This is a genomic window from Bifidobacterium biavatii DSM 23969 (assembly GCF_000741165.1).
Classification (GTDB): Bacteria; Actinomycetota; Actinomycetes; order Actinomycetales; family Bifidobacteriaceae; genus Bifidobacterium; species Bifidobacterium biavatii.
This window is the reverse complement of the sequence record NZ_JGYN01000005.1, coordinates 13,993-30,828: the sequence shown is the minus strand read 5'-3', so window position 1 is coordinate 30,828 and position 16,836 is coordinate 13,993. Positions and strand designations below refer to the sequence as shown.

General features: G+C 64.7%; 12 protein-coding genes and 1 tRNA gene. 10 read left to right on the top strand and 3 right to left on the bottom strand.

The features are described 5' to 3' along the window. The first annotated feature begins 239 nt into the window (after positions 1 to 239). The 5 genes from BBIA_RS02540 (at position 240) to BBIA_RS02520 (ending at position 7,104) form a co-directional block, all read left to right on the top strand. On the top strand, positions 240 to 1,052 hold the full coding sequence (locus tag BBIA_RS02540; RefSeq protein WP_033492356.1) for a putative hydro-lyase: 813 nt from the start codon (positions 240 to 242) through the stop codon (positions 1,050 to 1,052). A gap of 274 nt (positions 1,053 to 1,326) precedes the next feature. Beyond that, positions 1,327 to 2,085 (top strand): LamB/YcsF family protein, encoded by a 759-nt coding sequence (locus BBIA_RS02535; RefSeq protein ID WP_033492358.1) that lies wholly within the window; start codon positions 1,327 to 1,329, stop codon positions 2,083 to 2,085. 42 nt (positions 2,086 to 2,127) lie between these two features. Continuing rightward, positions 2,128 to 4,086, top strand: a complete 1,959-nt coding sequence (locus BBIA_RS02530) for a carboxyltransferase domain-containing protein (RefSeq protein ID WP_051923677.1) — start codon at positions 2,128 to 2,130, stop codon at positions 4,084 to 4,086. Next, entirely contained in the window at positions 4,083 to 5,990 is a 1,908-nt protein-coding gene (locus BBIA_RS02525) for an acetyl/propionyl/methylcrotonyl-CoA carboxylase subunit alpha (protein WP_193786491.1), read from the top strand. The genes BBIA_RS02530 and BBIA_RS02525 overlap by 4 nt, the downstream gene beginning before the upstream one ends. 166 nt (positions 5,991 to 6,156) lie before the next feature. Next, positions 6,157 to 7,104, top strand: a complete 948-nt coding sequence (locus tag BBIA_RS02520; protein WP_051923676.1) for a glutamate cyclase domain-containing protein — start codon at positions 6,157 to 6,159, stop codon at positions 7,102 to 7,104. A gap of 295 nt (positions 7,105 to 7,399) precedes the next feature. Here the strand turns inward: BBIA_RS02520 and BBIA_RS02515 are convergent, their stop codons facing one another. Beyond that, positions 7,400 to 8,269 (bottom strand): MurR/RpiR family transcriptional regulator, encoded by an 870-nt coding sequence (locus BBIA_RS02515; protein ID WP_033492362.1) that lies wholly within the window; start codon positions 8,267 to 8,269, stop codon positions 7,400 to 7,402. 334 nt (positions 8,270 to 8,603) lie between these two features. Between BBIA_RS02515 and BBIA_RS02510 the strand changes: the two genes are divergently transcribed. Together BBIA_RS02510 and BBIA_RS02505 are read left to right on the top strand one after the other, a co-directional pair. Beyond that, positions 8,604 to 10,850, top strand: coding sequence for an alpha-L-arabinofuranosidase C-terminal domain-containing protein (locus tag BBIA_RS02510; protein WP_081891877.1), 2,247 nt, complete (start codon positions 8,604 to 8,606; stop codon positions 10,848 to 10,850). A 163-nt stretch (positions 10,851 to 11,013) separates the two neighbouring features. Continuing rightward, positions 11,014 to 12,210: an SLC13 family permease gene (locus BBIA_RS02505; RefSeq protein WP_033492364.1), complete on the top strand. Its 1,197-nt coding sequence runs from the start codon at positions 11,014 to 11,016 to the stop codon at positions 12,208 to 12,210. Here BBIA_RS02505 and BBIA_RS02500 read toward each other — a convergent pair. Beyond that, on the bottom strand, positions 12,197 to 13,639 hold the full coding sequence (locus BBIA_RS02500) for an aldehyde dehydrogenase family protein (RefSeq protein ID WP_033492366.1): 1,443 nt from the start codon (positions 13,637 to 13,639) through the stop codon (positions 12,197 to 12,199). The genes BBIA_RS02505 and BBIA_RS02500 overlap by 14 nt on opposite strands. A gap of 132 nt (positions 13,640 to 13,771) precedes the next feature. Here BBIA_RS02500 and BBIA_RS02495 point away from each other — a divergent pair, with 132 nt between their 5' ends. Beyond that, entirely contained in the window at positions 13,772 to 14,740 is a 969-nt protein-coding gene (locus tag BBIA_RS02495) for a ketopantoate reductase family protein (protein WP_033492367.1), read from the top strand. A 128-nt stretch (positions 14,741 to 14,868) separates the two neighbouring features. Continuing rightward, positions 14,869 to 14,945, top strand: a tRNA-Arg gene (locus BBIA_RS02490). Here the strand turns inward: BBIA_RS02490 and BBIA_RS13655 are convergent. Further along, positions 14,940 to 15,620 carry a virulence RhuM family protein gene (locus BBIA_RS13655; RefSeq protein WP_081891875.1) on the bottom strand — a complete coding sequence of 227 codons (681 nt, stop codon included), beginning with the start codon at positions 15,618 to 15,620 and terminating at the stop codon, positions 14,940 to 14,942. The two genes, BBIA_RS02490 and BBIA_RS13655, sit on opposite strands and share 6 nt — an antisense overlap. A gap of 355 nt (positions 15,621 to 15,975) precedes the next feature. Here BBIA_RS13655 and BBIA_RS02480 point away from each other — a divergent pair, with 355 nt between their 5' ends. Further along, positions 15,976 to 16,656: an ABC transporter ATP-binding protein gene (locus BBIA_RS02480; RefSeq protein ID WP_152600481.1), complete on the top strand. Its 681-nt coding sequence runs from the start codon at positions 15,976 to 15,978 to the stop codon at positions 16,654 to 16,656. Positions 16,657 to 16,836: the final 180 nt, after the last annotated feature.

Below are 16,836 nucleotides of genomic sequence, written 5' to 3'. Positions count from 1 at the left end.
ACCTAGTCCCCGCGTGTTATGCCCGCGCGAAAAGCCCGATATCTGGCGGTAACCTACCCGACACAATGGAGCGCCGGCCAGATTGCGCCGTCGCGTTGCCGCTGTGTTAACACGGAGCGCGTGGGGGCGTAATAGAGGTTTAATCTGCGGTGCCTAGCGTGGCGTGTGCATTGATGATGAGCGTGCGATGATGCGCTGGCGCCGTTCGTGCGGCGACGGCGCGCGCAGAGAGGGGACGGATGATGTCGCTGGATGAGGAAACGGACGCATTGGACGAAAACACGACGCCCGCGGCCGCGCGCGAGGCGTTCCGCGCGGGTGTGGTGCGCCCGACGTGCGGCGTGGCGAAGGGCTACGCGCAGGCGAACATGATCTCGCTGCCGCGCGAGTACGCGTACGATTTCCTGCTGTTCGCGCAGCGCAACCCGAAGCCGTGCCCGATTCTCGACGTGCTCGACGCCGGTTCCCCGTTCCCGTCCATCGCCGCAGGTTCGGACGTGCGCACCGACATTCCGCTGTATCGCGTGTGGGAGAACGGCAAGCTGGTTGACACGCTGCCGGACATCACCGATGTCTGGGCGAAGCACGACGATCTGGTCACGTTCCTGATCGGCTGCAGTTTCACGTTCGAATTCCCGCTCATGGAGGCCGGCATTCCCGTCCGCCACATTCTCGCCGGTCGCAATGTGCCGATGTACGACACGTCGATCAAGTGCCGCCCGGCCGGACGGTTCAGCGCGAACATGGTCGTCTCGATGCGCGGCGTGCAGCCGGATCAGGTGGCCGACGCGGTGCAGATTTCGGCCCGCTATCCGAGCGTGCACGGCGCGCCGGTGTGCGTCGGCTCGCCCGAATCCATCGGCATCACGGACGTCATGCACCCCGACTACGGCGACGCGCCGGTGCTCGAGGAGGGCGACGTGCCGGTGTTCTGGGCGTGTGGCGTCACCCCGCAGGCCGCGGTCATGGCCTCCAAGCCGACGTTCGCGATCACGCACGCGCCCGGTCACATGTTCATCAGCGATGTGCCCGACCGCACGTACATGGTGTGAGTTTTCTCGGCTCCCCTTGCCAGGATGTTGCCGTGGGGCAAACGGCGGAGCCGTTTGCAGGCAACATGCGAGACGACAGTCGAGCCAGCACAGCGCGGGACGTAAGTCCCGTCCATAATCGCAGGATGAGCTGTCAGCGAAGCTGACTGAGGGGTAGTTGAACCCATTGCCTTGAAACCATGACCGGAGGTCATTGCGAGGGCACCGGAATAATAGTGCGAAACAACACGTGAAACAACGGTTCATGCGACCGGAACGAAAGGACGAACCAACGATGCGCATCGATCTGAACAGCGACATGGGCGAAAGCTACGGCCGGTGGACGCTCGGCGACGACCACGCCCTGCTCGACGTGGTCTCCAGTGCGAACGTTGCCTGCGGATTCCATGCTGGCGACCCGGCCGGCATCCTGAAAACGCTCGCAAACGCGGCTGAAAACGGCGTGTGCGTCGGCGCGCACGTCGCCTACCACGATCTGGCCGGCTTCGGCCGCCGCTTCGTCGACGAGCAGCCGGCCGATCTCAAGGCCGACGTCATGTACCAGCTTGCCGCGCTCGAAGGGCTCGCCGCCAGCGTCGACACGCACGTTTCGTACGTCAAGCCGCACGGCGCGCTGTACAACCGCATCGTGCACGACGAACGCCAGGCGCAGGCCGTCGTCGACGCGATCACGGCGATCGATCCGTCGCTCGGCCTGCTCACCCTGCCCGGTTCCGTGGTCGGCGAGATCGCCGCCGCGGCCGGACTGCGCGTGTTCCGCGAGGCGTTCGCCGACCGCGCGTACATGCCCGACGGCACGCTTGTGCCGCGCACGCAGCCCGGCGCGGTGATCAGCGACGTGGACGCGGTCGCCGCGCGCGTCTCTCGCATGGCGTCGGCCGGCGAAGTAGTTGCGATCGATGGCAGTGTGATTCCGGTCGCCGCCGATTCGGTGTGCGTGCACGGCGACAGTCCGAGCGCCGTCGCGATGGCCCGTGCGATCCGCGCTCGGCTCGACGCCGACGGATTCGACGTGCGGGCGTTCGCGAAGTGAGTGCGGAGTGACTGCAGAGTGACGATGATGCGATTTCTGCCGATGGGACGGGCCGCGCTACTGGTCGAACTTGACGGTTTGGACGCGGCCATGTCCCTGTATGCTGCGATTGAGACGCGGCGTGCGGCAGCCGAGACCGAGACTGTGCCTGCCGGGACCGTGCCTGCCGGAGACTTGGTTGATGGGGGAGCGGACGATCCGTTCGCCGGCGTGACCGAAGTGGTGCCGGCCGCGCGGACCGTGCTGGTCCGCTTCGACCCGCTGTTCACGGACCGAGACGAACTGGCCGAAACGTTGCGCGGATTGGACGTGAACGGGCATGTAGAACACCGTGCGAAAACGGTGACCGTGCCGGTTGCATACGATGGCGAGGATCTGGACGCGGTCGCCGACCTGCTTGGCTTGAGCTCGCAAGAGATCGTCGCCCGGCACTCCGGCCACGCGTGGACGGCCGCGTTCGGCGGATTCGCGCCCGGATTCACGTACCTGACCGGCGGCGACCCGATCTTCGACGTGCCGCGGCGCAAGAATCCGCGTCTCGCCGTGCCGGCCGGCGCGGTCGGCCTCGCTGGCACGTTCAGCGGCGTGTATCCGCGGCCCAGTTCCGGCGGTTGGCAGCTCATCGGCACGACCGATGTGCCCATGTGGGACGATCGCCGCAATCCGCCCGCCCTTATCCAACCCGGCGACACCGTGCGCTTCGAGCCCGTGCGCGCACAAGTCACGGCAAACGGTTCCGTCGATACGGTTTGCGACGACACGGTCGCGGCCGATGCGTCGCAATGTGAAACGTCTCGTGAAACACATGATGCGGGGGCTGAGTCGGTGCGGGATCATGGCCGATTGGCCGTGGCTGTGACGGATTCGAACCATGCGGGAAATGATGCGTCGGAGTCTGCGGTTCCGGCCGCCGACCTGACGATCGACGATCCGGGCATGTTCGCCGCATTCGAAGACGACGGCCGGCGCGCGGCCACGATGGGCGTGACCGGTTCCGGTGCGGCCGATCCCGGCACGTTCCATCTGGCGAACGCGCTCGTCGGCAACCCCGCCGGCACGCCGGCGATCGAAACGGCCGGCGGCGGACTGCGCCTGACCGCGCACCGCACGCTCGTACTCGCCGTCACCGGCGCACCCGCCGACGTCACCGTCGACGGCACGCACGGCATCACGCATATCGCACGGCAGGAAGCGTTCCTGATGCAACCCGGCGAACGGCTCGAACTCAGCTTCCCGGAACAGGGCTTCCGCAACTACATCGCCGTGCAGGGCGGCTTCGACGCGCCCCGCGTCCTCGGCAGCGCCTCCGCTGACACCCTCTCCGGACTCGGCCCGGCCGCGCTCAAGCCCAACACGCCGCTTGCCGTTGTGGCGACCGCGACAAACGTCCCTCAAGCCCCCTCTGACGGGACATTGCCGTTAGACAAACAACAGAGTTGTTTGCAGGCAATGTGCGAGCCGACAGGCGAGCCAACAAGTTGCGGGCGGAGCCCGTCCAAAGTTGCAGGACGGGCTGTCGGCGGAGCCGACTGGGGGAGAGAACAGCCTGCCTGCCTCGGAGCCGTATCGTCCCCTGTGCCCACTGTCGGCCAGCCGCAGCCGTGGCCGTCCGATCTGCCCGCGACCGGCACGACCACCACGCTCGACGTGACGCTCGGCCCGCGCGACGACTGGTTCACCGCACAGGGCATCACCGACTTCCTCGATCAGGAATGGACTGTCACGCCGCAATCGAACCGCGTCGGCCTGCGCCTGCACGGCGGGCGCGCGCTCGAACGCCGCGATGCGCGCGAACTCGCCAGCGAAGGCATGATCCCCGGCGCGATCGAAATCCCGTCCAACGGTCAGCCCGTCCTGTTCCTGCGCGACCAACCCGTCACCGGCGGCTACCCGGTCATCGCGGTGCTCACCAAATCGGCGCTCGCGCTCGCCGGCCAACTCCCGCCCGGCGCGCGCGTCCGCTTCCATATCAACAATCACGGCAAGGAATCATCATGCTGAACCGAATCCTCATCGCCAACCGCGGCGAAATCGCGGTCCGCATCATTCACGCCTGCCACGACACCGGGCGCACGGCCATCGCCGTCTACGCCGACGCCGACGCGAACGCGCTGTTCGTGCAGCTCGCCGACGAAGCGTACCCGCTGGAAGGCGCTACGCCGGCCCAAACCTACCTCGACATCGACAAGATCGTTGACGCGGCCAAACGCGCGCACGCCGACGCCGTGCACCCCGGCTACGGGTTCCTGTCGGAAAACGCGGACTTCGCGCAGGCCGTCATCGACGCGGGACTGACGTGGATCGGCCCGAACCCCGACACGATCCGCACGCTCGGCGACAAGGTCGCGGCCCGGCACATCGCCGCCGAAGTCGGCGCGCCCATGGCCCCCGGCACCGTCGCGCCCGTGTACGACCCGAAGGAAGTCGTCCGGTTCGCACGCGAACACGGCCTGCCGCTCGCCATCAAAGCCGTGCACGGCGGCGGCGGACGCGGCCTCAAGGTCGTGCGCCGGCTCGAAGACGTCGAAGAGGCGTTCCTGTCCGCCACGCACGAGGCTGAAGTCGCGTTCGGCAACGGCGACTGCTTCCTCGAACGCTTCCTCGACCGGCCGCGCCACGTCGAAGTGCAGATCCTCGCCGACACGCACGGCAACGTCGTCGCCGTCGGCACGCGCGACTGCTCGCTGCAGCGGCGCAACCAGAAGCTCATCGAGGAGGCGCCCGCTCCGTTCCTGCCGGCCGCCATCACCGACCATCTCAAGCAGACCGCGGTCGCGATCTGCCGCAAGGCCGGCTACGTGAGCGCCGGCACGGTCGAATTCCTCGTCGCCGAGGACGGCACCATGTCGTTCATGGAAGTCAACACGCGCATTCAGGTCGAGCATCCGGTCACCGAACTGACCACCGGCATCGACCTGGTCGCCGAACAGCTGCGCATCGCGGAAGGGGAATCCATCGCTGGGCTCGCTGGACGTGCCGGGTGTGCCGGAACCGCCGAATCTGTCGAAACCGACGGCGGAAGCGCGGCGACCGGCCCGCAATCGCACGGCCACGCGATCGAATTCCGCATCAACGCGGAGGATCCGTCCCGCGGATTCGTGCCGTTCCCCGGCCATATCGGCGTTCTGCGCGCGCCCAGCGGCCCCGGCATCCGCTTCGACACGGGCGTCGCCGCCGGCTCGGACATCCCCGACCAGTTCGACTCCATGCTCGCCAAGCTCGTCGTGTACGCGCCCACGCGCGAGGCGTGCATCCGCCGCGCCCGCCGCGCGCTCGCCGAACTGAAGATCGAGGGCGTGCCCACCGTCGTCCCGTTCGACAAGGCCGTGCTCGCCGACCCCGACTTCGCGTCCGCCGACCATCTCGGCGTGTACACGCGCTGGATCGAGGAGACGTTCCTGCCGCGCGTCAATCCGGCCACGCTGGTCGACGGGCCGTTCGGTCTGCCTGATCCGTCCGGTTCGTCCGGCCTGTCCGGCGAATCCGTCGCATCCGGCAATCGTGACGTTGCATACGATCGCGCCGCCGACGCGCCCATGCGGCGCATGTGGATCGAACTTGACGGACGTCGCGTGCGGCTCGGCCTGCCCGCGTCGTTCGCGATTACCGCGGCCGGCAACGGCACGGCGTCCAGTACGACCGACGGTGCCGCCGACGGCATGTCCGGCGACGACGCGTCCGCGCCCGACCCGAACGCCATCACGTCGACGATCACTGGCACATTCGTGCGATGGCTGGCCGACGACGGCGCGACCGTGGCCGAAGGCGATCCGGTCGCCGTGGTCGAGGCGATGAAGATGGAAACGCAGATCGCCGCGCCGCACGCCGGCACGCTGCACACGACCGCCACCATCGGTGATGCCGTACGCTACGGCCAACCTATCGGCACGGTCGATCCCGCATAAAACGGACTCAGGTGCGGTCGGTGGCCGCAATGTCGGCGGCAACGACCGCACCGAACCAAAAATTCACATGGCGGACTCATTGATGGTCATTTTGGGTCGTACAACAGGCTGTGGATCGAGTCAAGAAGCCAAGGACATCGACGGACCATCAGGAAAGGGGAACATCATGACGGCAACCAAGACGGAGGCCAACGCAACCTCACAGCAGTCGGGCGCACTGTCCAGCTGGCTCGTCTATCCGAAGGTGGCGGGCATCCAGCGCAAGGCGGCCGAAGACGTGGGTCGCGGCAGCGAAACGCTCATGACCTTCGCGCGCGGCGACCTGTTCCGCGCCGCGCGCCGCTTCGCCACCGGTAAGGCGCGCAAGGCGCTCGTCGTCACTGGATTCTTCATTCCGAAGGCCGAACATCCGGCCGCCGAATCCGACGGGCCGGTCGGCGCGGTCGAAATGTGCGCGGCGATCCGCGCGATCGGCGGCGACGCGTGGATGGTCAGCGACGCATGGTGCGAACCGGTGATCCGCGGCGCAGCCAAGAACGTGCTGCCGGACGATCGCGTGCTCATCGCGCCTAAAGGCGACGCGTTCGACGACTGGCTCAGCGAGACGCGCAAACTGGTCGAACGCGAGCACATCGACACGGTGATCTTCATCGAACGCGTCGGGCCGTCTCGCGACGGCTATCCGCGCAACATGCGCGGCATCAACATCCAGGAATGGACCGCGCCGCTCAGCCGGCTCGCCTCGCTCGGCCTGCACACGGTCGGCATCGGCGACGGCGGCAACGAAATCGGCATGGGCCACATTCAGGAGTACGCGATCGAGGACATCGTCGACCACGGCGAAGACATCGCCTGCACCGTGCCCACCGAGGAGCTTATCGTGGCCGGCTGTTCCAACTGGGGCGGCCACGCGTTCGTCTGCTCGCTGTACGCCATGGGCTGCAAGCAGGTGTCCGCCATGCTCGACGACCAGTGGCATCGGAGCGTCATCGCCAACATCACCGCGGCCGGTGGTCTCGACGGTGTCAAACTGCTCAACATCCCCACCGTCGATGGCCTGTCTGAACGCCAGTACTACGCCCAGATCAACGCCATCTCCCAACTCGCTCGCTAAGAATCGTCCGCACTTTCGTGCGGCCGATACTGTGTTGTCGGCGGCGCATGCGCGCCGCGACGCTCCCTCAGTCACGGCTACGCCGTGCCAGCTCCCTCAGCCGAGGGAGCCGAGGCTCCGCCAGCATCGTGATCGTTACTCCGGTTATGAAGTCATCGGTTATAACACGCCTTGCAGGCCCCCGGCTGAGGGGGCTCCCGGCAAAGCCGGGTGGGGGAGCGTCTGCGGCACAATAGTGCCGCAAGCAGCACGGCACGTACGCAGTGCGATACCGCGATCCAGCGCGAACTGCGCGTCACTCGTGGTATTCGCGGTCGGCGACGATTTTGCCGGAACGGTCGAGCGCGGTCGAGAATCGGCCGTAATCGCTCAGGATCACGCCCATGTACAGCATGTCGACGAGCGCGGTGTGCGCGACGCGCGAGAAAATCGCATTGCCGTAGATCGTATGTTCGCTACGGCCCGAATACAGGCACACGTCGGCCCAACTGGCCAACGGCGAGCCGGACGCGTTCGTGACCGCGATCGTGTGCGCGCCCTGCGATTTCGCCAGACGCAGCGCCTTGACCGTGTCCGAAGAAGAACCCGAATAGGAGAAGGCGACCGCCACGCTCGTCGAATCGAGATGCCCGGCACCGATCTGCTGCAAATAGGCGTCAGTGTTCAGCCTGCACGTCAGGCCGAGATAACTGAGCTTCGTGAACAGGTCAGTGGCCGGCACCAGCGAATTCTCAACGCCGTAGACGTCGATCAGGGACGCGCCCGCAATCAGCGACACAGCCTTGCGATACGCGTTGCGATCCAGCGACGCGGCCAAATCGTCCAACAGCGTTTTCGCGCTGTTCACCGCCTTGGCTGGCACCGAATCCACGTCGTCCCAAGGGTTCAGATCGAATCCTTCGAGCGGATCGAACGTGACGCGCCGTTCCGCCTCCGGATGCCGCAGTACGTAGCGCAGTTCGCGGTAGCCGCCAAACCCGAGCTTGCGCGAAAACCTGATCACCGTGGGCTGGCTCACCCGCGCAGCCTGCGCGAGCTGGCCGACCGTCAGGTTCGCGGCCTCGTCGAGATGGTCGCGGACGAACTGTGCCACCGCCCGTTCGGCGGGTCGCAGCGACGGATACACATGCCCGATGCGCTCGCGAATACCGACCGAGGTCTGCATGCCGTCTCCCTTATCGTCTGATGCCTTGCTCACTATTCGATTGACAGCCTATCCGAAGCGGGCTTATGTTCGCGGGATAAAAGTTGTCTCCAAAGTGAACACGAATTGAACACTTGCCGGATTGGCTCGGGGGAAGGGCTTGGGGCTTTGCGACACCACTTGCCGGTTCCGACGACGAATGCTGCCGCTGTGCCGGATGTCGGGGGAGTCCGGAGGATGCCGAACCGGTTTTCCGATTGCGCGCGCCGCGTTCGCCGCCCCCGCGCCTCGAACCCGACGTTTTCGGCCGGGTCGTATATGGCCTGTTCGCGCCCACCGCGCGATAATGGAACGCATGGTGACGATTACGGTGGGCGCGCCGACGCATGCGGTGAGCGATCGGCTGTACGGCGTGTTTTTCGAGGACATCAACCACGGCGCGGACGGCGGCCTGAACGCGAACATGGTGAACAACTACAGTTTCGACGGCGTGTATTTGTCCCATTCGTCGCTGCGATTGAAAGGCGCCGAACGCTGGATGACACAGGCCGATCCGCTGCGGTTCTGGCGTTTCCGCCGGCTCGACGCGGTCAGCTGCGGCACGCGCACGCGCGGCGATCACGGCCAGCAGATCGACACCGACTGTCCCGCACCGCCGATCCACGCCAACAGCCGGTACGTGCGCGTCACGGTCGAGCCTGGCATCGTCGGCACGATCGACAATCTCGGATACAACGGCGGCGGCGATCATGCGAACGTGTGCGCCATGGCCGTGCGATCCGGGCACGCGTACGAATTCTCCGCATGCGTGCGGCCGGTGAGCGGCATGGTGTCGCTGCGCGTCGTTGTATTGGACGACGATGACGAGCTGCTGACCGATGACGTGCGCTTCGACGTGGACCGCTTCGCCGGCGAACCGTTGCGCGACGGCTGGGTGTTCGTGCAGCATACGTTGGCCGGCTTGCGCGACGGATACGGCAAGCTGCATGTCGACGTGCAGCTTGCGGACCGGCCGGGTGCGCCGTACGCGGCGCAGATGCTAGACGCGGAGAGCGGGACGACCACGACACATGCGACGGAACCGTCCGCCGCGACCTTCGACATCGACGCCGTCTCGCTCATGGACGCCGACTATTGGGGCAGGAACGACCCGAAATGGCGGTTCGGCAAGCTGCGCCGCGACCTCGTCGAAACAATCGCCGCACTGCAACCCGCGTTCGTGCGCTTCCCCGGCGGCTGCATCGTCGAAGGAGTCACCCCCGGCAACGAATACCGGTGGAAGGACACGGTCGGCGCGCCCACCGCCCGCCGCCAGCAATACAACATGTGGGCGTTCAAATCGCCCGACGGCTCCAGCTACTCGCAAAGCTACCAGATCGGCTTCTACGAATACTTCTGCCTGTGCGAGGACCTGCACGCCAAGCCGCTGCCCACACTGTTTGCTGGCATCACCTGCCAGTCGCCCTACCGCGACCCCAAGCACGTCGACACCAACGGCGACTGGTTCCGCAGCGTCGTCGTGCAGGACTATCTCGACTTGATCGACTTCGCCAACGGCAACCCCGACACCAGCGACTGGGCCGCCGTCCGGCGCGACATGGGCCACCCCGAACCGTTCGGACTCGACATGATCGGCATCGGCAACGAAAACTTCGGCGCCGACTACGTGGCCAAATTCGACGCGATCGCACGCGCCATCCACGAAAAGGACCCCAACATGCTGTGCGTGATGAGCGCCGGCCTCTTCCCGTTCCGCCTGCCCATGAAACGCGCATGGGACCACGCGCACGCCGTCGCCGCCGGCAACGTGCCCGGCGTCGCGCGCGAAATCGACGCAAACGACGCCGACCTGCTGCCCGCCACACGTATCCTCGTCGACGAACACTCCTACCACTCGCCCGACTGGTTCATCGCGCAGGCCAGTCGATTCGACGACTACCGCCGCGACGGCACCGGCGTGTACTTCGGCGAATACTCGGCCAACGGCTACTTCGCCGCCCAACCGCAGGACCACGATCACGCAAGCACCTGGCGGTCCGCGCTCGCCGAAGCCGCGTTCCTCACCGGTTGCGAACGTAACAGCGACATCGTGAAAATGACGTCATATGCGCCGCTACTCTCGCACGTCACCGGGCACGGCTGGGAACAGAACCTTATCGAATTCAACCCCGCGCAGGTCGGTCCCAGCGTCAACTACGAGGCGGAACGGCTGTTTTCCGCGAACGTGGGCGCGCTCGCGTACGAATGCCGGCTTGACGGCGAAACGCCGGACGGCCTGTACGTGTCCGCGACCGGCGACGAGGGCGCGCTGAGGTTCGTCAAGCTCGTCAACACGGGCGGCGAGCGCGTCGGCGTGACGCTCAACGTGTCGTACGGGCCGCGCGGGCTCTTGCGGCGTGACCATGCGGCCGGCTCGCCGCGCACGCTGCGCGTCGAAACCCTGTCCGGCGATCCGGATGCGCGCAACGAACTCGAGTTTGAGGGCGGACCGCGCGACTGCTTGACGCGCACGATCCGCGAATCCATGCTCCCGCCGGATGGCGCTGGCAGCATCGCGCTCGCCCTGCCGTCCTACAGCGTCACGCTCGTGCGGCTCGCGTAATCGAAACGAGTGAAACGTCGGAACGGGAGGGTAGGCAGCCGTAAGGCTGAGGGGCTGTTTTCGTTGGAATCGGTCGGAAAACAGCACGCCGAAGCTACGTACTTTGGCTCGTTGTCCCACTACAATCACTGAACGTTAACGCACGGTGAACTTCGGAGGAACAATGAGGCGCTGGGCCATCGAGCTGCTCAAAAGCGAAACGATTCTGATCGTAGCCTCCATACTGGCGCTCATATCCTGCTTCATCGTCCCGCCCGACGCCGACTACAAGGACTACGTGCATATGAGCACGATCAGCCAGCTGGTCTGCCTCATGCTCGTGGTGTGCGGCTTCCAGCGGATCGGCGTGTTCCGCATCATCGGCTCGCGGCTGCTGCACCACGTCGGCACCGCGCGCGGGCTGGTGATCACGCTGATCGCGCTCACGTATTTTTCGGCGATGCTTATCACCAACGACGTGGCGCTCGTCACGTTCATCCCGTTCGCGATTTCCGTGCTCATCATGGCCGACATGGAGGAGCACGCGGTGCTGGTCGGCACGCTCATGACGATCGGCGCGAACGTGGGCAGCATGCTCACTCCGATCGGCAACGCGCACAACCTGTATCTGAAGGCGCTCACCGGCATGCCCGCGTTGGAGATGATCGGCATCATGGCGCCGTATTCGGTCACGGCGGCGGTGATGCTCGTGGTGATTTCGTGGTTCGTGTTCGGTGGCAAACCGGTGTCGGAGTTCCGTTCGCTGGACGGCGCCGGCATCGAACAGGGCGTGCTCGCCCCATCCAGCGCCGGCCACCGGCCGGACGAGATCCGCATCACCGGTTACGGCGCGGGCTACGGCGGCTGGCGCACGATCGTGTACACGCTGCTGTTCGTCGTCTGTCTGCTCGCGGTGAGCGATTTTATTCCGCTGTGGCTCATGTGCGCGATCGTGTTCGCCGCGTTCCTGGTGTGTGACCGCAAGGTGTTTAAGAACGTGGATTGGGGCCTGCCGCTCACGTTCACCATGTTTTTCATCTTCATCGGCAACATGAAACGCGTGCCGGAATTCTACGAACTGGCCGCGTCGCTGGTGAACATCCGCCCGCTTGAGGTTGCGGTCGGCTCCAGCCAGCTCATCAGCAACGTGCCGACCACGCTGCTCCTGTCCGGCTTCACCGACCAGTGGCGGCCGCTCATCATCGGCACGAATCTCGGCGGCATGGGCACGCTCATCGCGTCCATGGCCTCGCTCATCGGCTACAAGAACGTGGTGCGCAAGTACCCGCACCAGAAGGGCCGCTATCTGGCCGTGTATTCCGCGGTGAACGTGCTGTTCCTCATCGTGCTCGTGGGGCTCTCCTGGGTCATCGAGCCGTGAGTCGGGTCAGTGTCGAGATAAGGGTTCGAGTGCGTCTGGTGTAGGGCGGATAGACGAGGGAGAGCGTGTCCGGGAAGGTCGGTTTGGCGGTCACGGCTTTGACGTGGCTGAATTCGAGGAAGCCCGCATGGCCGTGATATGAGCCCATGCCGGACGCGCCCACGCCGCCGAACGGCAGCCGATTGGACAAGAGATGGCCGAGCGGCAGGTCGAAGCCAAGCGCGCCCGAACTGGTCTCCCGTTCGAACAGTCGGCGCGTGGCAGCCCGCCGCGAGAACACGTAGCATGCCAACGGTTTCGGCCGCGCGTTGATAAATGCGACCGCCGACGCCGCGTCCGCGATCTCCAGCACCGGCAGGATCGGCCCGAAAATCTCCTCCCGCATCACCGGCGCGTCCGCGGACACGTGCGTGAGCACGGTCGGCGCAATATACCGTTGCGCGCGATCGCCGAATCCGCCGCAGACCACGTGCGCCGCGGACGACGGCACGTCGGGATGCGGCAGCAGCGCCATCAGCCGATCGTAATGGCGATCGCTGATGATGCGCGCGTAGCTGGACGACTGCGGCGCGGACGCGCTGTCGCCGAACATGAACCGCGCGGCGCGGGCGATGCGCCGGGCCAGATCGTCGGCGATGTCAGGAGTCGTGAGCACATAGTCGGGCGCGACGCACGTCTGCCCGGCGTTGACGAACCGGCCCCACGCGATGCGCCGCGCAGCCACGTCCAGATCGTCCGTGCCGTCGACGAACACCGGTGACTTGCCGCCGAGTTCCAATGTGACCGGCGTCAGCCGTTTCGCCGCAGCCTCCATCACGATCCGGCCGACCCGGCCGCCGCCCGTATAGAAAATATGGTCGAACGGCTGCTCCAACAGCGCGCCGGTCTCGGCAGCGCCGCCTTCAACCACCGCAAACGCGCGCGCATCCAGATACCGGGGAACCAGCCGCGCCAGCAGCCGACTGGTGGCGGGGGAGAGCTCCGACGGCTTCAAACACACGCAGTTTCCTGCCGCGATCGCATCCACCATCGGTTCAAGCGAGAGCAGCACCGGATAATTCCACGGCGATATCACCAGCACCACGCCCTTCGGCTCGGCCACTGTCCAACTGCGCGCCGGCCACAACAGCCACGGCATCGGCTGCGGTCGACGCGCCGCCCAACGGGACAGTCGCGGCCGCACGAATTGTATTTCGTCAAGCACCAGCTTGATTTCCATGAGCATCGTTTCCGCCACGGGCTTGCCGAAATCCTCATGCACGGCCTCGGCCAAACGCACGCCGTGATCGCGCAGCATCCGCTCCATCGCGTCCAACTGCGCTCGCCGCCAGCGCAGCGGTCGCGTCAGCCCGCTGCGGAACGTCTCATGCAACCGTGCAACCGTTCGCTGCATCTCGGCGGGATTGTTGGAATCATCGGAATCGCTCATGCCCCCGTTATACCAGCAATGTTGCCATCCGGTGCTATGGTGTGACGCGAAAAATCGCGGAATATCGCAATTGCATACTGTCGCACGCGTGCGTCAGAAGAAAGAAAAGACAAGAAGACCGGAAGGATTATCATGCGCTATACGGTTATCGGCGCGGGTGCGATGGGCCTGCGCTACGGCATTCTGCTGCAGGAGCACACGGACGCCCACGTCGACTTCATCGACACGTGGCAGCCGCACATCGACAAGATCCGCGAGCAGGGCGGCGTGTACGTGAGCCGCGACCACGAGAACCGCCGTCTCATCCCGATCAACCTGTACACGCCGGAGGAATACGACGGCGATCCGGATGTGTGGATCATCTTCATGAAGCAGATGCAGCTCGAGGAGATGCTCAAGCGCTGCGCCCACCTGTTCAAGGACCATCAGGTCGCGTTCAGCGCGATGAACGGCTGGGGCCACTTCGAGAAGATCGCCCAGTACTTCAGCGAGGACCGCATCTACGGCGGCACCGCACTCGTCGCGACCGTGCTCAACGGCCCGGGCGACGTGGACTTCATCGGCAAGTCCGGCGCCGGCACCATGCACATGTGCGCCATGACCAACAAGGTCACCGACATCGAGAAGGCGATCTTCGCGGACTTCCAGAAGGCAAACCTCAACCCGGAGATCTCCGACGACTTCAAGGGCATGTGCATGGCCAAGATCGTGTTCAACTCCGTGGTGAACACCCTGTGCACCATGTACCAGATCACCATGGGCCAGTTCATCAGCTACCCGGGCGCCCGCGACATGGCCATGCAGCTCATCAACGAGGCGTACGACGCGTGCGAGCGCGCCGGCATCAGGCTCATCAACACGCGCGCCGAGGAGCTCGAGTCGGTCGATTACGTCAGCCGTACCGGAAACCCCTTGCACTATCCGTCGATGTATCAGGACATGAGCCGCGGCCGCAAGACCGAAGTCGACTACATCAACGGCTACATCGCCAAGATCGGCCGCGAAAACGACTACGTGTGCCGCACGCACGAGTTCCTCACCCACGGCGTGCACCTCGCGGAGCTCGCGTTCCAGTACCATCATCAGGCCGACGCCAAGTGATCGTACGACGTCGATGGGGAATCGATAGGCGATAACGAGAACCGGCGACCCTGAGATTACGGGTCGCCGGCGAACGGGACGGACGGGTGAGCCGCGTACCGGCATGCTGGTATACTGTCCCTTCGTTTGGCCCCGTAGCTCAGCTGGATAGAGCATGTGACTTCTAATCTCAGGGTCGCCGGTTCGAGCCCGGCCGGGGTCACCATAAAAGCCCTTGGAATCGAATGATTCCAAGGGCTTCGCTCATCCTTCCGCTGGTTGTCTGAGACAACATGAGCGAGCATGGGCACAGTCTCTCGGTGTTCCTCCAATGTGAGAAACCGTTATCGATCGTGATCTCCCACGCTGGTTTCGCCTTGGGGGCGGGAGCCAGTTCATGCGCGTCGTAGTCGCGGAGCATGTCCAATCCCGGCAGGTATCGGGACACGACGTCCGCGATGCCCGCGGCCAGCTGGTCGTTGCTGCGGGCGAGGATGCTGACGACCTTCCCCAGCTGCTCCAGCCGTCGTTCGTTGGCCGCGTAGCCGTTCATCAGGTATTGGCGGAGCACGTTCGTTGCCCAGCGGCGGAATTGCATGCCGCGCTGGGACTTGACCCGGTAACCGACAGAGATGATGACGTCGAGGTTGTAGTAGTCAACTTGGTATGTTTTACCATCCGTGGCAGTTGTTGCATTTTTGGCAACAACTGCTTCATCTCGGTTCAACTCCCCTTCCGCGAAAATGTTCCTGATGTGTCTTGATATGGTCGATTTGTCGCGGTTGAATAGCTCAGCCATCTGATTGAGTGTCAGCCACACGGTGTCCCCGTTCACGCTGACTTCCAATTGGACGGACCCGTCGTCCGACCGATACAGTTCGATGTCCTTGACTGTCATCATTGCCCCCAAGTTTCGAAAAAAACAACAGAGCAATCAGCGTATCGGACGGGCCGCAGACGACACGCGGCCGAACGAGGATCTTTACAAACGGGAACGATTGCAACGACATCGGTCGGACCGTTGTCGTTTGGTTTGGCGGCGAATCATCCTTGGGGTGGATTGTTACCATTGGTATGATGGCGCAGACTGTGTCGGAGGAGTGAAGGCCGTAGACTTGAGTCGGTACGATCAAGAAGGGATGTTGTCAATGGCGATAATCAAGGGGGAACCAGTCTCGCGCGCGGGCCGGCCGGTCGGTTTGACCCGGTCGATTGGCTCCGTCGACCCGGTCCGTCCGGCCAAATCCGCTCGTCCGATGATCGAAGTGAAAAACTTGCGCAAGGAGTATCCGGTCGTCGATGAAACGGTCGTCGCGCTCGAACGCATCAATCTCACTATTCCGAAAGGCCAGATCTGCTGTATCTACGGCGAATCCGGTTCAGGCAAATCGACGCTGCTCAACCAGCTCGCTGGCATGGAGAAGCCGACGCGTGGCGGCGTGCGCATCGGCGGCGTGGTCGTGTCCGATCTCGACGAACGCGAGCTCGCGGCCTTCCGCCAGCGCCATCTCGGCTTCGTGTTCCAGTCGTACAATCTGCTGCCGAATCTCAACGCGATCGAAAACGTGGCCATGCCGCTCATGTTCCGTGGCGTGCCGAAGGCGAAACGCGAGGCGATCGCGCGCGGCATCCTCAAACGCGTCGGCCTCGGCAAGCGCATGACGCACTATCCGACGCAGATGTCCGGCGGCCAGCAGCAGCGCGTCGGCATAGCGCGCGCGTTCGTCGCCAAACCGCAGGTCGTGTTCGCCGACGAGCCGACAGGCAACCTCGATTCGCGTACGAAAGTCGACGTGATGGAGATGATCGTCGGATTCGCGCGCGAACTGGACCAGACGATCGTGCTCGTCACGCACGACGACAACATGGCGCAGTACGCGGACCGCATCGTCACGCTGCTCGACGGGCGGATCGTCGGCGACAAGCTGACGCATTGAGGATGGGGTGGTATGTCGGGTTCTGAAAGATTTCTCCGCTCGCTGCGCTCGGTCGAAATGACAGGAAGAGTGGTTGCGCTTGGAAATGACAGGAAGAGTGGTTGCGCTTGATTGAGATGACCAGAATGGGTTGCCCGATCGGAACGACGAATAACTGAAAACTGGGAATACATATGGACT